The sequence below is a fragment of the Streptomyces sp. CB09001 genome (genome assembly GCF_003369795.1).
Classification (GTDB): domain Bacteria; phylum Actinomycetota; class Actinomycetes; order Streptomycetales; family Streptomycetaceae; genus Streptomyces.
Genome location: NZ_CP026730.1, coordinates 5,928,640 through 5,947,536 on the forward strand (window position 1 = coordinate 5,928,640; position 18,897 = coordinate 5,947,536).

15 protein-coding genes are annotated in these 18,897 nt (G+C 72.4%); 8 read left to right on the top strand and 7 right to left on the bottom strand.

Features of this window, described 5'->3' with window-relative positions:
- Positions 1-127: 127 nt before the first annotated feature.
- On the bottom strand, positions 128-3,355 hold the full coding sequence (locus C4J65_RS27560; protein WP_240330535.1) for a tetratricopeptide repeat protein: 3,228 nt from the start codon (positions 3,353-3,355) through the stop codon (positions 128-130).
- A gap of 281 nt (positions 3,356-3,636) precedes the next feature.
- On the opposite strand from C4J65_RS27560, the gene C4J65_RS27565 reads away from it, so the two are divergent.
- A complete protein-coding gene (locus C4J65_RS27565; RefSeq protein WP_115744810.1) occupies positions 3,637-4,896 on the top strand; it encodes a hypothetical protein in 1,260 nt (419 codons plus the stop codon).
- A complete protein-coding gene (locus C4J65_RS27570) occupies positions 4,893-5,393 on the top strand; it encodes a hypothetical protein (protein ID WP_115744811.1) in 501 nt (166 codons plus the stop codon). Before C4J65_RS27565 ends, C4J65_RS27570 begins: the two co-directional genes overlap by 4 nt.
- On the opposite strand, the gene C4J65_RS27575 is transcribed toward C4J65_RS27570, so the two are convergent.
- Complete coding sequence (locus C4J65_RS27575; RefSeq protein ID WP_205351071.1) at positions 5,347-7,503, bottom strand: tetratricopeptide repeat protein; 2,157 nt, start codon at positions 7,501-7,503, stop codon at positions 5,347-5,349. The genes C4J65_RS27570 and C4J65_RS27575 overlap by 47 nt on opposite strands.
- 227 nt (positions 7,504-7,730) lie before the next feature.
- On the opposite strand from C4J65_RS27575, the gene C4J65_RS27580 reads away from it, so the two are divergent.
- The 4 genes from C4J65_RS27580 to C4J65_RS27595 all read left to right on the top strand — a co-directional run bounded on the left by C4J65_RS27580 (position 7,731) and on the right by C4J65_RS27595 (position 11,302).
- On the top strand, positions 7,731-8,900 hold the full coding sequence (locus C4J65_RS27580) for an ABC transporter ATP-binding protein (RefSeq protein ID WP_205351072.1): 1,170 nt from the start codon (positions 7,731-7,733) through the stop codon (positions 8,898-8,900).
- Positions 8,897-9,601 (top strand): ABC transporter permease subunit, encoded by a 705-nt coding sequence (locus tag C4J65_RS27585; RefSeq protein ID WP_115744813.1) that lies wholly within the window; start codon positions 8,897-8,899, stop codon positions 9,599-9,601. Before C4J65_RS27580 ends, C4J65_RS27585 begins: the two co-directional genes overlap by 4 nt.
- Complete coding sequence (locus tag C4J65_RS27590) at positions 9,598-10,263, top strand: ABC transporter permease (protein ID WP_115744814.1); 666 nt, start codon at positions 9,598-9,600, stop codon at positions 10,261-10,263. The genes C4J65_RS27585 and C4J65_RS27590 overlap by 4 nt, the downstream gene beginning before the upstream one ends.
- A gap of 76 nt (positions 10,264-10,339) precedes the next feature.
- Complete coding sequence (locus tag C4J65_RS27595) at positions 10,340-11,302, top strand: ABC transporter substrate-binding protein (protein WP_115744815.1); 963 nt, start codon at positions 10,340-10,342, stop codon at positions 11,300-11,302.
- 31 nt (positions 11,303-11,333) lie between these two features.
- On the opposite strand, the gene C4J65_RS27600 is transcribed toward C4J65_RS27595, so the two are convergent.
- From C4J65_RS27600 to C4J65_RS27620, 5 genes are all read right to left on the bottom strand, one after another.
- Positions 11,334-11,945: an ATP/GTP-binding protein gene (locus C4J65_RS27600; RefSeq protein WP_205351073.1), complete on the bottom strand. Its 612-nt coding sequence runs from the start codon at positions 11,943-11,945 to the stop codon at positions 11,334-11,336.
- On the bottom strand, positions 11,932-12,291 hold the full coding sequence (locus C4J65_RS27605; protein WP_115744816.1) for a DUF742 domain-containing protein: 360 nt from the start codon (positions 12,289-12,291) through the stop codon (positions 11,932-11,934). Before C4J65_RS27605 ends, C4J65_RS27600 begins: the two co-directional genes overlap by 14 nt.
- A gap of 1 nt (position 12,292) precedes the next feature.
- On the bottom strand, positions 12,293-12,712 hold the full coding sequence (locus C4J65_RS27610) for a roadblock/LC7 domain-containing protein (protein WP_003972853.1): 420 nt from the start codon (positions 12,710-12,712) through the stop codon (positions 12,293-12,295).
- A complete protein-coding gene (locus tag C4J65_RS27615) occupies positions 12,709-15,309 on the bottom strand; it encodes a nitrate- and nitrite sensing domain-containing protein (protein WP_115744817.1) in 2,601 nt (866 codons plus the stop codon). Before C4J65_RS27615 ends, C4J65_RS27610 begins: the two co-directional genes overlap by 4 nt.
- A gap of 68 nt (positions 15,310-15,377) precedes the next feature.
- Positions 15,378-16,391, bottom strand: a complete 1,014-nt coding sequence (locus C4J65_RS27620; protein WP_115744818.1) for a substrate-binding domain-containing protein — start codon at positions 16,389-16,391, stop codon at positions 15,378-15,380.
- A gap of 345 nt (positions 16,392-16,736) precedes the next feature.
- On the opposite strand from C4J65_RS27620, the gene C4J65_RS27625 reads away from it, so the two are divergent.
- Both C4J65_RS27625 and C4J65_RS27630 read left to right on the top strand, forming a co-directional pair.
- Positions 16,737-17,384 (top strand): ScbR family autoregulator-binding transcription factor, encoded by a 648-nt coding sequence (locus C4J65_RS27625; RefSeq protein ID WP_115744819.1) that lies wholly within the window; start codon positions 16,737-16,739, stop codon positions 17,382-17,384.
- Between the two features lie 190 nt (positions 17,385-17,574).
- On the top strand, positions 17,575-18,792 hold the full coding sequence (locus C4J65_RS27630; protein WP_115744820.1) for a damage-control phosphatase ARMT1 family protein: 1,218 nt from the start codon (positions 17,575-17,577) through the stop codon (positions 18,790-18,792).
- Positions 18,793-18,897: the final 105 nt, after the last annotated feature.

An 18,897-nucleotide genomic window follows, 5' to 3' on the forward strand; every position in this document is an offset into this window, starting at 1 on the left:
CTCCTTGCCGTCCCGGCCGCCGCCGTGCTGTTCGGGGCGTCCCGGTGGATGTGGGTCGTCGAGAACGGTCTGGCCGGCTGACGGGCCGGGGGGCCGTGGGGGGCGGCTCCCCGACCGGGTACCGGACTCAGTTGGCGGTCGGCGCCCGGTGACTCGCCAGGAACCGGAGGAGGTCCGTCGCCTCCGTCTCCGCGCCCAACGAGCGGTAGCGGGCGGCGGCCTGTTCGCCGTATCCGTCGGCGAGGTCGGCCGGTCGGGACAGTGCAGCCGTCCGGGCCAGTCCCGCCAGCGCCTGAGCGGAGCCCAGGGCGAATTGGATCCGCTCGGCCACCTCCAGGGCCCGCTCGTAGCCCTTTGACGCGAGGTCGAGCCGTCCCGACTCGCGCTGGACGTCCGCCGCGCCGATCAACGCGCGCAGTCCCTCGTACGGGTTGTCGATGCCGACGGCGATCCGTTCCGCCATGGTGAAGTGCAGCAGCGCCTCGGCGCGGCGCCCCGCCCGGGCGTGGGCCGTGCCGGTGCGGATCAGCACGTCGGCCTCCCCCAGGCTGTCGCCGGTGGCGCGATGGGCGGCGAGTGCCCGCTCGAAGTGGGTGAGCGCCTCGCCCGTACGGCCCACCGCTTGGAGCACGGCGCCCAGGTTCGTCGAGAGGATCGCCAGGTCCACCCGGCCGCCGTACTGCCGCATCAGCACCAGTGACCGTTCGTAGCAGTCACGGGCGTCCGCATAGCGTCCCTGGAGGAAGTGCAGCTCGCCCCGATTGTTCAGGGCCTGGGCCAGCCCGTGCGGATCGGGCAGCCGCTCGTAGATCGCCTCCATGCGCTGCACCTTGCCGAGGGCCTCGTCGTACCTCCCCAAGTAGGACAGGGCCGCCCCCTGCACGTTGAGGCAGTCGGCCTCCCCGGAGGGATCGTCGACGGTGCGGTACAGCGCGAGCGCCTGTTCCAGGACAGGCAGGGCGGTGTCGCCGTGCCCTGCCGCGAGGCGGGCTCGGCCGGACTGGAACAAGGCGTCGGCGCGGCCGTGCGCGTCATGCAGTTCCTCGTGGATCGAGAGTGCCTCGGTCGCGCACTCCAGGGCCTCGCCGTGATTGCGTTGCGCCAGGAGATCCGCCCGGTCCGTCAGGGTCCGCGCGAGCAGAGCACGGTTGGCGGCCGTACGCAGGACGGGCAGTGCCGCGTCGAAGAGTTCGGAGGCGACACCCCACGCTCCCCACAGCTTGAGGCTCCTTGCCAGTACGCACGGGTAGAGCGCCGCGTACTCCGGATGCTCCGCGGCGGCCATACCCGCGACCGCGGTGAGGTTGGCGCGTTCCACGGTCAGCCACACCGAGGACTCGTCGGCGTCGGAGAGGGCCGGTTCGGGCAACGCCGCGGCCTCGTGCGGTAGAGGCAGGGCAAACGCGCGGCGGTGCGGACGGATCAGCCGGTCGGCCCGGTGCGCCGTGAGGAGGTAATGGGCGGCGAGACGGCCGGTTGCGGCGTGCCGCTCCCGTTCGGTATCCGTGTTCAGGCCGACCTGGGCGGCGTACGAGCGAGTGAGGTCGTGCAGGCGGTAGCGTCCGCGCACCGGTTCCTCCAGGAGACTGGAGTCGAGCAGTTCCTCGACGCACCGTTCCAGGCGCGCGGGCTCGTCGCTGAATTCCTGGCCGGTCAGCGCGGCGGCTGCGGAAAGAGTGAGATCGGGCCCGGGGTGCAGAGCCAGCAGGCGGAACAACTCCTGTGCGCGCACGCCGAGTTCCGTGTATGAGAATTGGAACACGGAGTCGATCAGCGCGTCGAACTCCTGGAGCGGCGTGAGCGAGTGCGTCAGCCGGTCGAGCAGATACTGCAGATCCCACGCTTCCCGGTGGCGGAACCGGCTCGCCAGCACCTGCAGGGCCAGGGGGTGGCACGCACACGCGGCCGCGATCTGCCACAGGTTCTCCGGCTCGGCGGCCACTCTTGAGGTACCGACGACCCGGGCGAAGAGCGACGCCGCCTCCTGGCCCGACAGGGTGTCCAGGAACAGCGACGCCGCTCCGTCCAGCCCGGCGAGCCGGTTCCGTGTGGTCACCAGGACACGGCAGTCGCGGGCGCCGGGCAGCAGCGGCGCGACCTGGGCGGCGTCCCGTACGTTGTCCAGGACGAGCAGTACACGGCGCCGGGCGGTCCACTCCCGCCATCTGGCGGCGCGTTCGTCCACCGTGGACGGCAGCTCACCGCGCCATCCGGCGGTGTGCAGCAGACCGGCCAGGGCCTCGGCCGGCTCCAGCGGCTGCTGACCGCTGTAGCCCCGCAGATCGACATAGAGCTGGGCGTCCGGGTAGGCCGGGGTCAACTGGTGCGCCGCGTGCACCGCGAGGGCCGTCTTGCCGATGCCGGGCATCCCGTGGATCACGGTGACCGGCAGCGCGGTGCTCGCATCGTTGCCGACCGCGGCCTCGGCCAGGAGGATGCGTAGTTCGCCCGCCCGCCCGACGAATTCCGGGATGTCGCGCGGCAAGCAGTTACGGGGCTCCACCGGCCGGTCGGGGGCGAGGGGAAGCGCGGGAGCGGCCGGAGCGGCCGACGAGGAGAGCAGCGCGGGGCGAGCGGTGAGCGCGGTCTCGTTCCCCAGGAGCTCTTGATCCTGCTCGAGCATGCGCAGGTGAAGCTGTTGAAGCTCCGCAGTCGGTTCGATGCCCTGACTGCGGTGCAGCCGCGTGCGGGTGTCCCGGAAGACGGCGAGTGCCTCGTCGTGGCGGCCGGAGCGGTACAGCACCAGCATCAGGGAGCCGATCACCCGCTGGGCGAACGGGTTCTGCGAGGCGAGCTCCTGGAGCTCGCCCACCAGGTCCGCGTGCCGGCCCAACTCCATTTCCAGACCGATTCGTTCCTCCCGCACCCGGCGGTGGTCCTCGGCCAGCCGCACGCGGGCCGACAGCGCCCAGGAGTTGTCGGCGAACTCGGCGAGCGGCTCGCCCCGCCACAGTGCCTCGGCGGTGCGCAGCAGCCCGACGGCCAGCTCGCGCTCGGCCCGTGCCGCCGCGGCCACTGCCTCCGAGCGCAGCCGACCGAACCGCAACAGGTCGATGTCGTCAGGGTCGGCGCGTAGTTGGTACTGGCGCAGGGACGGCCGGACCACCCGCACCAGCTCGTCGCCGACCGCGCGACGCAGCCGGCCACGCAGCCTGGAGAGATAGCTGTGCAGCGTGTCCAGCGCGGTCGGAGGCGGCTCCCCGTCCCAGACCCGGTCCACCAGCGTGTCCACCGTGACGGGTTCACCCCGTGCGTGCAGCAGCACGGCCAGCACACAGCGTTCCTTCAGCGATCCGAGTTCGTGCTGTCGCTGGTCGTGCCAGAGCTCAAGAGGTCCCAGAACGAGAAGGTCCACCGTCTCCCCCGATGGTGCGCTTCTTCCCACGGTCATGGCAAAGGTGTGATGCGAACCACTGTTCTACGGGCGCACTGGGGAGTCAGGGGTGGAGTCGCGGGCGCACGGGAGCAGCGACGGGGCGCACGGCCCCCCGAGCCGGCCGGCTTCCCACAGGAGTGCAGGATTCCTGCAAGCCCGACGTCCAGCCGTCCGGGCATCCCCCTGCCATCGGCGGCGCGACGGCGCGGCCGTGAAGACCAGCCTCGAAGACCATACGGAAGGACCGGGGGATCTCAACGATGAGCTTGACAGTGCCGGAGCCGCACGCGCGGCACGTGCCGGTGCGTCTGGACGTCCAACGCTGGGCCACGCACCGCAGCCGCCGCAGAATCCTGGTCGTGGTGCACACCGTCGTCACGGGCCAGCGACTGCTCGATGCGATACGCCTGCTCGAAGGAGACACCAGAGTGCAGACCTTCTTCACCCAGGCGCCCGATGTGTTCAGCAACGGGGTGGACGCCTTTCTCGAACGGCTGGGCGGCCTCGTGCTGCCCTGGAGCCAGGCGGTGCAGACACACTTCGACCTCGCACTGGCCGCCGGCCACGGCAACCTGCACGATGTGCAGGCGCCCGTGGTGGTACTGCCGCACGGTGCCGGGCACAACAAGGTCGTCTCGGTGGTACCGGACGGCCATCCGGCGGCGCGCAGGGGAGCCTACGGGCTCAGCAGACAGCGCCTGGTACGGGACGGTGTCGTGGTGCCCGAAGCGATCGTGCTGGCCCACCACGAAGAACTGACCCGGCTCGGACAGGACTGCCCCGAGGCCGTGCCTGCGGCGCAGGTGGTGGGCGATCCTTGCTTCGACCGCATCACGGCGAGTCTGCCCCTGCGCGCTCTGTACCGGGAGGCACTGGGGGTCAACGGTCGTCGGCGCATGGTCCTCGCCTGTTCCACATGGGGGCCCGACTCACTGCTGGGACACGGGTGGAGCACGCTGGAACGCCTGGTCACCGAACTGCCGAAAGACGAGTACCAGATCGCCGCTCTGCTGCATCCGCACGTCTGGAACGCCCATGGTGACTGGCAGGTCCGTGCCTGGCTCGCCGAACTGGCCCGTGCGGGCATGCTCCTGCTCAGCCCGCACGCGGACTGGACCGGGGCGGTGGTGGCCGCCGACCACATCGTGGGCGACCATGGTTCGGTCTCGCTCTACGGCGCGATGACCGGAGCGTCGGTGTTGATGGCCGGGCGCTCCGACGCCGCCGTGGACCCGAGCTCGCCGATGGCCGAACTCATGTCCTTCGCACCACGGCTGCGCGACGACCGTCCGGTGCGGCAGCAACTCAAACGGAGTTCAGTGCTCCGCCGGGCGCACCGGTACGAGCGGGTCGCAGCCCGTATCACCTCGGAGCCGGGCCGGTTCGCGCGCCGGATGCGCGCGCTGCTCTACCGGAAGCTGCGCCTGCGCGCACCCGCCGCACGCGGGTCGGCCGTGGAACCGGCCGGCCTGCCCCTGACGGTCCGGTACGACGACCCGGGCGCAGGGATGTCGCGATGATGCCCCCGGCCGTGGTGTCCCAGAGGGCACGGTCACTGACGGTGGAGGGCGGCGACGGTGCGGTCCACCTGGTACACACCGTGCTGCTGAACCCGGAGTCCGGGACGCTGTCCGTGGACGAACACATCAGAGTGCGTTGTTCCCCGCCGACCCGGTGGAGCGCGCTCGGCGACGTTCTGATCGCCCCCGGCGTCGGAGCCGGACGGGCCGCCCGCCTCGCCGGATCCTGCCCGGGGGCCCTGGTGGTGGCGGTGCATCGCGGGACCCGGTGCTGGCTGCGGCCGGGCCGGGACGGCCCGGTCATCCCGTTCGAGGCCCGAGGGCCGGGGCGGCCGCATGGAATGTGGGACCGGATCGCCTCGCTGGCGCATGCGTGCCTGGTGGCGGGGCTGCCCGTCCCGGACCTGGGACCGGCCCTCGCGGCCTGTGCTCTGCGGGCGCCCGACGGGCTCACCGTCCCGACTCGTCGGGCTCCGGAGCCCCGAGCCGGAGCCTGACCGCCTCGGCGTCCTTCGACCGGGACCGGCCCGCCGAGGCGTAGAGGTCCAGTGCCTGTCGGCAGCGGTCCCGGGAGAGCTGCCACCGGCCGTGCCGCTCGGCGACCTCGGCCAGGGCTCCGAGGGCCCGGGCGGCCTCGTACGCCGACACCTCGAGCAGGGCCGCCCATGCCGTGGTCAGGAGCTCCTCGGCCGGGTCGAGCCGGTCGAGAGCGAGGTGCGCGCGGCCCATGCAGGTGGCCGCGCGCGCCGCGTTGTACATGTCGCCCACCTCGGTCAGCGTGCCGCGGGCGGCACCGGCATGGAGGACGGCCTCCCCGGGCCGCCCCTCGTTCAGCGCGAGGTCGGCGAGGTTGAGGGCGGCCAGTCCGCCTGCCCGGCGGTCTCCGTGAACCGGCAGTTCGGCGGCGGCGCGCCGGAAGAACTCCTCCGCCCCGCGCGGTCGTCCGAGTCGCTGCAGGGCGAGCCCTCGATAGTTGAGGGTGCGGGCATGACCGAGCCCGTCGTCGGCGGAGAGGAAGAGACGCGCGGCCCGCTCGAACATCTCCAGTGCACGACCGGGGTTTCCGGCACCCAGTTCCCCGACTCCGCCCGAGGTGAGCATCCGGCACTCGGCCACCGTGTCCCCCAGCTCCTGTGCCGCCGCCAGTCCTGCCCGGTGTGCCGCTGCCCACTCCGCGTGGAACTTGCGCCGTAGGAAGAGCGGCCACAGGGCATCGGTCAGCTGCCAGCAGACGACGGGGAACCCGGCGTCAGCCGCATGGTGGAGCACGGCCATCAGGTTGGGCAGTTCCCGCTCCAGCCAGTCCAGGGCGGCTTCTGGGCCGGGGCCCACGTCCGCGACGACCACGGGCCCGGGGCCGTAGTCCCGGGCCATGGTCCGGTGCTGGGGATCGAGGATCTCCTCGGCGCGGGTGGCGCTCGCCAGATAGTGATCGGCAAGGCGCCGCACCGCGGCCTCCCGTTCGGCGGGCGGCTCGTCCTCGTCGGCCTTCGCCGCCGCGTGCAGTCGTACCAGGTCGTGGAAGCGGTGACGTTCCCCGGCGGCCTCGACAAGCAGGCTGGCGTCGTGGAGCACGTCGAGGTGGTGGACCCCGTCGATGGGTCCGGCCGCGTCTCCGTCCGTGGCGCACAAGGCAGCGGCCACCGATCCGTCGAACTCCCGGCCCGGGTGAAGCCCCAGCAGCCGGTAGAGCCGGGCGGCCGGCCCGGGCAGTGCCCGGTAGGACACGTCCAGCGTCGCCAGGACATCGTGGTCGCCGTCGATGGCCAGTGCCTCCAGTCTTCGGCGCTCCTCGCCGAGCGCGCGGACCATCGTGCCGATGCGCCGCCCCGGACGTGTGGCCAGCCGGGCACCGGCGACCCGGACCGCCAGCGGCAGCCCGGCGCACAACTCCACCAGGGCACGTGCGTCCTCGGGCTGCTCGTCCACGCGTCCGTCCGACAGGGTGTCCGCGAGGAGTTCGACGGCCGCCTCGGGGGCCAGCGGCTCCAGATGGACGGGGCAGCAGCCGTCGACCGTGAGCCCCGGGAGCCGTCGGCGACTGGTCACCACGGTCACGTTGCCACCCGCGGGCAGCAACGGCCGTACCTGCGCCGCGGTCGCCGCATCGTCGAGCAGGACCACCAGGCGCCGGACCGCGGTCAGCGACCGGTACAGCGCCGTCCGTTCCGAAAGCCGCGCGGGGATCTGCTGCGCCGGAACGCCCAAGGCCCGCAGGAACCGGGCGAGCACCTCGGCCGGATGCTCCGGCCCCTCGGAGGACTGGGCCCCGAGGTCCGCGTGGAGCTGGCCGCCCGGAAACCGGGAACGCAGGGTGTACAGCCAGCTCAGGGCCACCGTGGTCTTGCCGACGCCCCCCAGCCCGCTCAGAGTGGCCAGGACGGGCCGGTCCTCCCGCGCGGCTCGGGCACGGTGCCGTTCCAGCGTCGCGAGCTCCCGTGTCCGGTCGATCACCCGCACCAGCGGCGGCAGCTGCCAGGGCGTCTGCTCGACAGGGGCCGGCCGGGGACCGAAATGGATGCCGCCGTACACGGAGCCCGCCTGGACGACGGGTCCGTGCACCGTGCCGCTCAGCTCGTTGTGCGACTCCTGCCCGTCGCTGCGCACCCGCGCCCCCGCCCCCGTGCGTGTGAGTACCGGATCCTCGACGAATCCTTTCCGCGCCGGCCGCCGATATCCCCGGATTCCCCGTGTGAACGCCCGAGCAGCGGGAAGGAGTCGCCCCGGAGCAACGGGGGCCCCGCGGACCAGGCGTCTACACTCGACCGGCGACGGCCCCACCGACCGCGGCCGGAGCGGGCAGCTTCTGCCAGACCCGAAGGGTATTCGGCGTTTTGATACGGATGGACTCAGTCACCAAGCGGTACCCGGACGGCACCGTGGCGGTCGACCGGCTGTCGCTGGAGATACCCGACCGCTCGATCACGGTGCTCGTCGGCCCCTCGGGCTGCGGCAAGACGACGACCCTGCGCATGATCAACAGGATGGTCGAGCCCACCGAGGGAACGATCCTGCTCGACGGGGCGGACCTCCAGCAGCAGCCCGTCACCACACTGCGCCGGTCCATGGGATACGTCATCCAGAACGCCGGTCTCTTCCAGCACCGCACGATCCTCGACAACATCGCCACCGTGCCCCGCATGATCGGCTGGGGCAAGCAGAAGTCCCGCGACCGGGCCGCGGAGCTGATGGAACGGGTGGGGCTCGACGCCTCCCTCGCCAAGCGGTACCCGTACCAGCTCTCCGGCGGTCAGCAGCAGCGCGTCGGCGTGGCCCGGGCGCTCGCCGCCGATCCGCCCGTGCTGCTCATGGACGAGCCGTTCTCCGCCGTCGACCCCGTGGTCCGCAAGGGGCTCCAGGACGAACTCCTGCGCATTCAGGACGAACTGGGCAAGACCATCGTCTTCGTCACGCACGACATCGACGAGGCCATCAAACTGGGCACCATGGTCGCGGTGATGCGCACCGGCGGCCGGCTCGCCCAGTTCGCACCGCCCGCCGAGCTGCTGTCCGACCCCGCCGACGACTTCGTCGAGGACTTCCTCGGCGCCGACCGCGGCATCCGGCGGCTCTCCTTCTTCACCTCCGCCGACCTGGAGCTGACCACCGGCCCCGTCGTGCGCGCCGACGCGACCGCCGAGCGGCTCGCCGCCGCCGGCGGCGCCCCCCACCTGCTGGTCACCGACGCGGACGACCGGCCGCTGGGCTGGGCCGAGCCGGGCGGCCTGGGCGCCGGGGACCTCGCGGCCGGGCGGCTGCTGTCCTACGGGCGGCCCTTCGTGCCCGGCACCGACTCGCTGCGGGCCGCCCTCGACTGCGCGGTGCTCTCGCCCACCGGCTGGGCCGTCGCCGTGGACGCCGGCGGACGGGTGACCGGCGTCGTCTCCCAGCAGACCATCGGCGCGGCGATCCGCTCCGCCCACGGCGCGGGCACCCCCGGCGCGGGCACCTCCGGCGAGGCGCGGACCGAGCAGCCCGCCGACGTCACGAAGGTCGCCCCGTGAACGGCTTCTTCGACATACCGAGCGACCTCGACAACACCTACTTCGGCCTGATCGGCCTGCATCTGCGCGAGGCGCTGCTGCCGGTCCTGGCCGGGCTGCTCGCCGCCCTGCCCCTCGCCCAGCTCTGCGTGCGCTTCCGCTGGCTGTACCCGCCCGTGCTCGGCGTGACCACCGTCTTCTACGCCATCCCCTCACTGGCCGTCTTCGTGGTCCTCATCGACTACACCGGGCAGACCGAACTGACCGTGATGATCCCGCTGGCCGTGTACAGCCTCGTGGTGCTCGTCCCGGCGATCGTCGACGGCGTGCGGTCCGTGCCCGCGGAGACGCTGGCCGCGTCCACCGCCATGGGCTTCGGACCCGTACGGCGCTACCTCCAGGTGCAGTTGCCGATCGCCGTGCCCGCGATCCTCGCCGGGCTGCGGGTCGCCGTGTCGGCGAGCATCTCCCTGGTCAGCGTCGGCGCCCTCATCGGCAACCAGGGCGCCCTCGGCAACCTCCTCGCGGACGCCCAGAAGTACGGCCGGCCCGAGCTGGCGGTCAACTCGGTCCTGACCACCGCCGTACTGGCCGTCCTGTGCGACGCGCTGCTCGTCCTGGCCCGCAACCTGCTGACGCCGTGGATGCCGCGCGGCAAGCGCGGGCGCCGCCCGAAGGAGGCCGCCGAGCGGCCCGAACCGCAGGAGGCGGCGACCCGGTGAACGTCCTCGACTTCGTCAACGCCTTCTTCAGCGACAGCGCCCACTGGCACGGCTACGACGGCATCCCCACACGCCTGCTGGAACACGTCCAGTACACCCTGATGGCCCTCGGACTCGCCGCCGCCATCGGGCTGCCCGTCGGGCTGCTGACCGGACACACCGGCCGCGGCGGCAACGCCGTCGCCTTCGTCGCCACCGCCGCCCGCGCCCTGCCCAGCTTCGGTCTGCTGGTGCTGATCGCCGTCGGCATCGGCATCGGCCTGCTGCCCGTGATGGTCCCGCTCGTGGTGCTCGCGATCCCGCCCATCCTCGTGACCACCTACGAGGCGGTCCGCTCCGTCGACCCCTCCCCGGTGGACGCCGCCCGGGGGATGGGCATGCACGAGTCGAGCATCCTCTTCCGGGTCGAACTCCCCGTCGCCCTGCCGCTGGTCCTCAGCGGGCTGCGTTCGGCGGCCATCCAGGTCGTGTCGACGGCGACCATCGCCGCCTACGTCAGCCTCGGCGGAATCGGCCGGTACATCATCGACGGGCTCTACCAGCGCGACTACGAGAAGGTGGTCGGCGGCGCCACTCTGGTGGCCGTCCTGGCCCTCGTCACCCTCGCGGTCTTCTGGGCGGCGGGACGGTTCGCGGTGTCGCCGGGGGTGCGCAGGCGTTGACACCCATCACGGTGGTGGAGAAACCGTAACCAGGCCGTACTTGACTCACCGGCAAGCGGATCGTTTGGATCGACGGATGACTTTCACCGCGAAGAGCAGCAGGTCCAGGACGAGGCACACCGGCGCGGCGGCCGTCGCGCTCACCGCCGCGGCGGCGCTGCTCGCGGGCTGTTCCTCCGACTCCGACGGCACCTCCGACAACCCCCTCGCGGGTGACAAGGCGGAGGCCGGCACCGTCGTCGTCGGCTCGAACAACTTCGCCGAGAGCACCCTGCTCGCCGACATCTACGGAGAGGCGCTCAAGGCCAAGGGCCTCAAGGTCACCTACAAGCACAACATAGGCAGCCGGGAGACGACCTACGGCATGATGAAGAACGGCTCCGTCACGGTGCTGCCGGAGTACAACGGCTCGCTGCTCGCCTACCTCGACCCGAAGGCCGAGCAGAAGTCCGTCGAGGCGGTGAACGAGGCGGCGAAGGCCAAGCTCGACAAGAAGCTGACGCTGCTGGAGTCGTCACCGGCCGAGAACAAGGACTCGGTGAGCGTCAACGCCGAGACCGCGAAGAAGCACGGCCTCACCGCCGAGTCGACCCTCGCCGACCTCAAGGACGTCGCACCGGACCTGGTGATCGGCGGCTCGCCCGAGTTCCAGACCCGGCAGCAGGGGCTCAAGGGCCTGGAGTCGGTGTACGGACTGAAGTTCAAGTCCTTCAAGGCGCTCGACGCGGGCGGCCCGCTGACCCAGTCGGCGCTGACCAAGAACGACGTGCAGGCGGCGGACGTCTTCACCACCGACCCGACCATCATCAAGGAGAAGTTCGTCGTCCTGAAGGACCCGGAGAACCTCTTCGGCCACGCGAACGTGACCCCGCTGGTCACCAAGGACGGGCTGAACAAGGAGGGCGTGGCCACGCTCAACGCGGTCTCCGCCAAGCTGGACACCGAGACGCTCCTCGACCTGGACGCCCAGGTCCAGCTGGACAAGAAGGACCCGCTGGACGTGGCCAAGGAGTGGCTGAAGTCCGCGGGTCTCGCCTGACGGACGCCCGAAGGCGCCTCGCCACGACCTGCTACGACGCCGCGGCCCCGGTCGCGGCGTCGATCAGCTGGTCGATCAGGGCGATGAGGACGTCCCGGCTGGAGGTCCGCTCCCGTGCGTCGCACAGCAGCACCTGCACGTGCTCCGGCAGCGCGAGGGCCTCGCGGATCTCCGCCGCCGGGTACGGGTGCCGGCCGTGGAAGCCGTTGACGGCGACGACGAACGGAATGCCCCGCCGCTCGAAGAAGTCGATCGCGGCGAAGCTCGACTCGGGCCTGCGGACGTCGACCAGGACCACCGCGCCGAGCGCCCCGATCGCCAGGTCGTTCCACATGAACCAGAACCGCTGCTGACCGGGCGTACCGAAGAGGTACAGCACCACGTCCCGGCCGATGGAGATCCGGCCGAAGTCCAGCGCCACCGTCGTGGCCCGCTTCTCCTCGATGCCGGCGAGGTCGTCGACGTCCAGGCCCGCCGCGGTCAGCGGTTCCTCGGTGCGCAGCGGGGCGATCTCGCTGACCGACCCGACCATGGTGGTCTTGCCGACGCCGAACCCGCCCGCGATCAGGATCTTCACCGCCTCGGGCGCGGTGGAGCGTGCGGATGCCGTGGGCGTCTCGGCGACGCGCTCAGAGCCGGCCAAGGCCGTCCCTCACTTTCTGCAGCAGGTCCAGGTCGTCGGTGACGCGGGAGACCGGGTGCGGCGGCCGGGCGGTGATCCGGCCGGCCTCCACCAGGTCCGAGAGCAGGATGACGACCACGCTCACCGGCAGGTCGAGACGGGCCGCGACCTCCGCCACGGCCATCGGCTCGGCGCACAGCCGCAGGATCCGCAGGTGTTCGGGCTGCGGCCGCGCCGCCCGGGCGGGCTGCGGGTCGATCGCGGTCACCGTCGTGATGAGGGTGAAGTCGGCGCGGCTGGGCCGGGTCCGGCCGCCGGTCAGGGTGAACGGCCGCACGAGCCGGCCCGCCGCGTCGCCTCCGGTCACGTCACTCGCCGGGGCCGGCGGTGGCCCGCGGTGCCGCGCTCAGGTGCTCGCCGATCTTCTTCACCAGCATGTTCATCTGGTACGCCACCACGCCGACGTCGGCGTTCGGCCCGGTGAGCACGACCAGGTGCGCGCCGGGGCCCGCTGAGGTGAGTATCAGGTAGCTGTTGGCCATCTCGATGAGCGCCTGGCGCACCGGGCCGCCCCGGAAGTCCATGCTGACGCCCTTGCTGAGGCTCATCAGGCCCGACGCGGTCGCCGCCAGCCGCTCGGCGTCGTCCCGCAGGAACCCGGTGGACTTGCTGACGACCAGGCCGTCCTCGGAGAGCACCACGGCCTGGTTCACGTCGGCGACCCGCTCCACGAGTCCGGTGAGCAACTGGTCCAGCTCGGTGTGCGTGGCGGGGGAGGGTCGGGTCATCGCGTGTCCTTCGTGGGCGGTCGGCGGTCGGCGGTCGGGGTCGAGGGGGCGGCGGAGGAGAGCGCGTGCCCGTCGGTGTCGCGGCCGTCCGCGCCATCCGCCGCCTCGTCCGCTTCGTCTACTTCGTCTGCTTCATATGCTTCGTCTGATTCTTCGTCGGTCTGGGCCCGCAGCGTGCCGCGCTGGAAACCGGCGAGGGACGAGGCGGCGCGCTCGGCCGTGAAGTCGGCGTAGTCGTCGCCCGCCGTGTCGTCCGAGCCGTCCCGGCGGCCGCCCGGATTTTCGTCGCGCAGCTCGGCGGCGAGGCTGGTCTGCGGTACCCGGCGGGGCAGCGGCGTGAGACCGCCGCGCCCGTCGGCGGAGCCGTGGGAGGAGCCGTGGGAGGAGTCGCCGAAGTAGCCGCCGGGGGAACCCGCCGCGGCTGCGGACGGGCTCGCGGGCGCCGGCCGGGACGACCGTACGGGCCGCACCGGCCCCGGGCCGCCGGCCGGGTCGGCCGCGGTGGCCGGACCGGGCTCGGCGCCCGGGGCGGCCGGACCGGTGCCGGTGACCGGGCCCGCCGGATCGGCCGAGCCGCGCGCGGCGGCCGCGGCCGGTCCGGCGACCCGGGAGCCCCGCGCGCCCTCCGCCGCGCCATCGGTGCCGTTCGCCCCGCCGACCGGCTCGCGCACCACGATGTCGTGCGGGATCAGCACGATCGCCGTGGTTCCGCCGTACGGCGAGGGGCGCAGCGTGACGGTGATGCCGTGCCGGTGCGCGAGCCGGGCGACGACGAACATGCCGAGCCGCAGGTCGTCGGCGAGTGCCACCACGTCGAACTGCGGTGCCACCGCCAACTGGGCGTTGAACGACGCGTAGTCCTCCTCCGACAGGCCCAGCCCGCGGTCCTCGATCTCGACCGCCAGTCCCTTGGCCACCAGCGCCGCCCGCACCCCGACCGGGTTGGGCGCGGGCGAGTACGCCGTCGCGTTGTCGATCAGCTCGGCCAGCAGGTGGATCACGTCGGCCACCGCGGGCGGCGCGAGGGCCACCTCCTCGTCGGCGTGCAGCTCCACCCGCTGGTACTCGGCGACCTCGCCGACGGCGCTGCGCAGGATGTCGACCAGCGACACGGGCTCGCGCCAGGTGCGCCGGGGCTGCTCACCGCTGATGATGACGAGGTTCTCCTCGTAGCGCCGCAGCTGACTGGCCGTGGAGTCCAGTTCGTACAGGCCCTTGAGGATCTCGGGGTCCGTGTGCTCGCGCTCCAGGGCGTCCAGCTTGCCGAGCTGCATGTTGACGAGGTTCTGGCTCTGCCGCGCGATGCCCAGGATGACCTTCTGGAAGCCGCGCCGGGTGTCGGCGAGTTCGACGGCGGTGTGCACGGCGGTGCGCTGCGCCGTGTTGAACGCCTGTGCGACCTGGCCGAGTTCGTCCCGCCCGTAGTCCAGGGGCGGCGTCGCGGACTCCACGTCGACCGTCTCGCCCCGCTCCAGCCTCGCCACCACGTCGGGCAGCCGCTCCTCGGCCAGGCTCAGGGTGGCAAGCCGCAGCCCGCGCAGCCGCCGGGACAGCGAGCGGGTGATGCGCCAGGACATCACGATGCAGAGCAGCAGGGCGATCAGACCGCCCGCGCTGAGGACACCGGCCTTGATCAGCAGGCCCCGGGCCTCCGCCGCGCTGCGGTCGAGGAGACCGTCCGTCTGCTGCCGGATGAGCTGCCCGTACTGGGTGGAGATCTCCTCGAAGGCGGTGATCCAGCGCCGGCGTGCGTCCGGCAGGTCGATCCGGTCGTCCCCGCCCGCCGAACGGGCCTCGAGCACCTGGTCCTCGACGTCCTGCATGGACTTCCACTCGGAGCTGGCGAGGATCCGCTCGGTCTGGGTCTTCGCGCTGCCGGTCAGAGAGGGGACGATCTGGTCCTGCACCAGCCAGCGGCGGGTGTGCACCAGCTGGGCGAACCGGGACCACTGCTCCTCGTCCATCCGGTGGGACGGCCAGGCCAGCGTGAGCCGGGCGTCCTCCTGGGAGACCAGCTCGGCGGCGTGCTCCAGGGCGACCAGCGGACCCGCCTGGGAGGTCAGGTCGCCGTCGTCGACCTGGGAGAGCTCCTGGAAGGCGTGGATCTGCTCGTCGACGATCGAGGTGTACTGGTCGAGCGCCTGCTCGGCGGTGATGTCGCTGGGGTCGTCCACCTGGTTGCGGTAGTACTCCAGGCTGCCCACCGAGCCGAGCACCGAGTACAGCCGGTCCGAGACCCGGGAGGGCGCGCTCTCGATCGCGTCGGACTGGCCGACCAACTGCGCGACCGCCTCGTCCGTCTTCGTCCGCTGGGCGTCCAGTTCCGTCCGGTCGCCCTCCGGCGCGGCCAGCCAGGCGGCCGACAGACTGCGCTCCTTCTGCAGGGCCAGGGTGGCCTCGGTGCCCATGGCGCCGGTGTCGCGGCTCAGCTCCGTCTGCGCGCGCAGCCGCAGGCCCTCCGAGAACATCTGGATCGTCGTGACGCCCCACACGGCCGCGAGGGTGACGCCGGGAACCAGGGCCAGGAGGATCAGGGAGAGACGTATGGAGCCGAGGCGGCGCCGGGCACCCTTCTTCCGTGACTTCCGTGCAGGCATCGTCGTCCTAGGCGATCAGTGGGTCGGGGTGGCGGGAGTGCGGAGGTACCGGCGGCCGCGGGGCCCGGTCACCGGGTGCCGCCCGCGGCGAACTCGGCGACCGAGTCGGCGTTCGTCCGGGTCACGAACGCCGGGCCGGTCAGCACGGGGGCCACGCCGCCGCCGCTGACGTTGCCGTTGGTGCGGTACAGCCAGAGCGCGTCCACCGCGAGATAGCCCTGCAGATACGGCTGCTGGTCCACGGCGAACTGGACGTCCCCGCGTTTGACCGCGGCCACCAGGTCGTTGTCGAGGTCGAAGGTGGCGACGTGCGCGTCGCTGCCCGCCTCGTCGACCGACTCGACCGCGGTGAGGGCGAACGCCGCGCCGTTCATGACGACTTCGTCGATGCTGGGGTCCTGCCGCAGCCGTGCCGTGACGGCCGCACCGACCGCCTTCATGTCGGTGCCCTCGACGTAGAGCATCTCGGTCTCGCCGCCGAAGGTCTTCTTCACACCGGCGCAGCGGGCCTCCAGGGCGACGTTGCCGCGCTCGTGGATGACACACAGGGCGTGCTTGGCCTTCAGGTCGTTCAGCTTGTCGCCGACGGCCCGGCCCGCGACGCTCTCGTCCTGACCGAAGTACTCCAGGAGTCCGGTGGACCGCCAGGCGTCGATACCGGAGTTGAGGCCGACCACCGCGATCCCGGCCGCCTTGGCCTCGGCGACCGGAGCCTTCATCGCCTGCGGTTTGGCCAGGGTCACGGCGATGCCGTCGGCCTTGTCACGGACGGCGTCCCGCACGAGGTCGGCCTGGTCGGCGGTGTCGGCGTCCCCGGCGTAGGTCAGGTCGACGCCGTCCTTGGCGGCCGCCGCCTCGGCGCCCTTGCGCACCCGGTCCCAGAAGGCGTCGCCCTCACCGCCGTGGGTGACCATGACGATCTTCATGCGGTCGCCGCCGGACCCGCCCGCGGCGTCCGCCGCCGAGCCGTCCTCGTCCCCGCCGAGGGCGGAGCAGCCTGCCGCCAGCAGACAGACGGCCGCGGTGAGGGCCGCGACGCGCAGGGGTCCGGGGGAGTGGGTGGGCGGGGGAGCTGTACTCATGGGGGCGGGGGCACCTCGCTGTGCGGCCGAGCAGGAGGAACGGGGCGGGAGGTCCCGGAGCCGCGGGTCAGTGCGCCAACCGGGTGAAACTCGCCTGGCCGGAGCAAACCGTGTGTGACCGCTGGTAGTCAAGTGACCAGCCAACTCCTGTGAGTTGTCGGTGCCGCATCGTGATGAACGGGGGTGGCGAAAGCGGGCCGAAGCGGAATGCCGGGCGGTATGCCCGGCGGTGTGGCTCCTTGCGCCGGGTGGATCTGATGGTCAGTTAGGCCGTGAGTTATCGTGTACGGGGGGTTAAGACAGGCGGCACGGTCTGTTGAGTTCCAGCCCAGGAGAGTCCAGCCGATGGCGAGGCAGCTACGCGCCGAGCAGACCCGCGCGACGATCGTCGGTGCGGCGGCCGACCTGTTCGACCGTCACGGCTACGAGTCGACCAGCCTGAGCGAGATCGTCGCCCACGCCGGGGTCACCAAGGGCGCCCTGTACTTCCACTTCGCGGCGAAGGAAGACCTCGCGCACGCCATCATGGAGATACAGTCCCGTACCTCCCGCCGACTGGCGAAGGACCTGGACGGGCGGGGCTACTCCTCGCTGGAGGCGCTGATGCGTCTCACCTTCGGCATGGCCCGGCTCTGCGAGGAGGGGCCGGTGCTGCGGGCCGGGCTGCGGCTCGCCACCGCGGGAGTACCGGTACGGTCGCCGTTGCCGCACCCCTTCACCGAGTGGCGGGAGATCGCCACGTCCCGGCTGCTGAACGCGGTGCGGCAGTCCGACGTGCATCCGGACATCGACGTCGACTCGGTCGCCCACACCCTCGTCTGCTCCGTCGTCGGCACCCGCGTCGTGAGCAGCACCCTCGAACCGGCCGGGCGCCAGCCCCGTCGCCTCGCCGAGATGTGGCACATCCTGATCCGGGGCATGGTCCCGGTGACCCGGCGCGCCCGCTACCTCACCCTCGCGGCCCGCCTGGAACAGGAGACGGGCGCGGCCTGACCGCCCCGAGCGGGGACGCGCCGCTCGACCGTCCGGCATGGGGACGGGCCGCTCGGCCGCCGCGAGCGGGGACGTGCCGCTCGACCGTCCGGCATGGGGACGGGCCGCTCGGCCGCCCGGTACGGTGACGCGCTCGGCCCGACCGCCCGGAACGGGGGAGGCGCGCGGTCCGACCGGTACGGTGACGCGCATGCCCGACACCCCGTCCGTGACCGCCCCCGTCATCGTCGCCGACGAACCCGGCGCCTTCCCACACGGCGTGCTGGCCGAGCGGCACCCCGCCGTCGTACGGCAGGTGCGGGACGCCTTCCCCTTCGATCCAGAACGGCTCCGCGCGCTCGACGCGCTGCTCGCGAGCTGCGCCGACGGTGTGGTCGAGCCGCTGCCCGCCGACGCCGACCCCACCGGCCGCGACCGGGACCGCTGGGCGCGATGGGGCATGGACGCGTACGCCGGCCGCTCCTGGTACGACGTGCCCTGGCTGTGGGCCGAGAGCCACTTCTACCGTCGGCTCCTCGACGCCGTCGGCTACTTCGGCCCCGGCGCCTGGCAGGGCGTCGACCCCTTCCGGCCCGCCAAGCTCGCCGAACTCGACGCACCGGAGACGGACGAGGAACTCGCCGCGCTCGACGGCCTCGACAGGCTGACGGCGGACGAGCGGACCCGCGCGCTGCTGCACGGTTCGCTGTGGGGCAACCGCGCCGACCTCGGTTTCCGTCTCTCCGACCAAGGCGTCGGCGCCCAGGGCGCGGTGGAGGCACTCGTCGCCGACGACAGCGACACCCTCTGGTCCCTGCTCCCGGCCCCCGGGCCGGGCCCCACCGGGCGGGGCCCGGCCACGCTGTGCCTCGTCGCCGACAACGCGGGCCGCGAACTCGTCCCCGACCTGCTCCTCGTCTCGCACCTCCTCGCCGAGGGCCGCGTCGACCGGGCCGTCCTGCACGTCAAGCCGTACCCGTACTACGTCTCCGACGCCACGCCCACCGACGTGCTCGACGCCCTGCGGCGGCTGGTCGCGGCGGGCGGCGCGGCCGCGGCCCACGGCAAGCGGCTCTGGACCGCGCTGACCGACGGCCGCGTCACCGTCCGCGCCCACCCCTTCTCCTGCGCCCCGCTGCCGTACGCGGACATGCCCGACGACCTGCGCGAGGACTTCGCCGCGGCCACCGTCACCGTCCTCAAGGGAGACCTGAACTACCGGCGGCTGGTCGGCGACCGGTGGTGGCCGCCGACCACCTCCTTCGCGCAGGTCACCGCGTACTTCCCCGGCCCGGTCGCGGCGCTGCGCACCCTGAAGTCCGACGTGGTCACCGGCCTCGACGCGAGGACCGAGGCCGCGTTGGAGGCGAGCGGCGAGCGGCGCTGGCGGACGAGCGGGAGGCACGCCCTGATCCAGGTCAGGCGCTGAGGGAGAGCTGCCGGAGAGCGGAGGGCGAGCGGAGGGCAAGTCGTGGGAGAAGTTCCCGCATTCCGGGCTGATTCACGCGATGGTGTGATCATGTGCCGCCCCGTG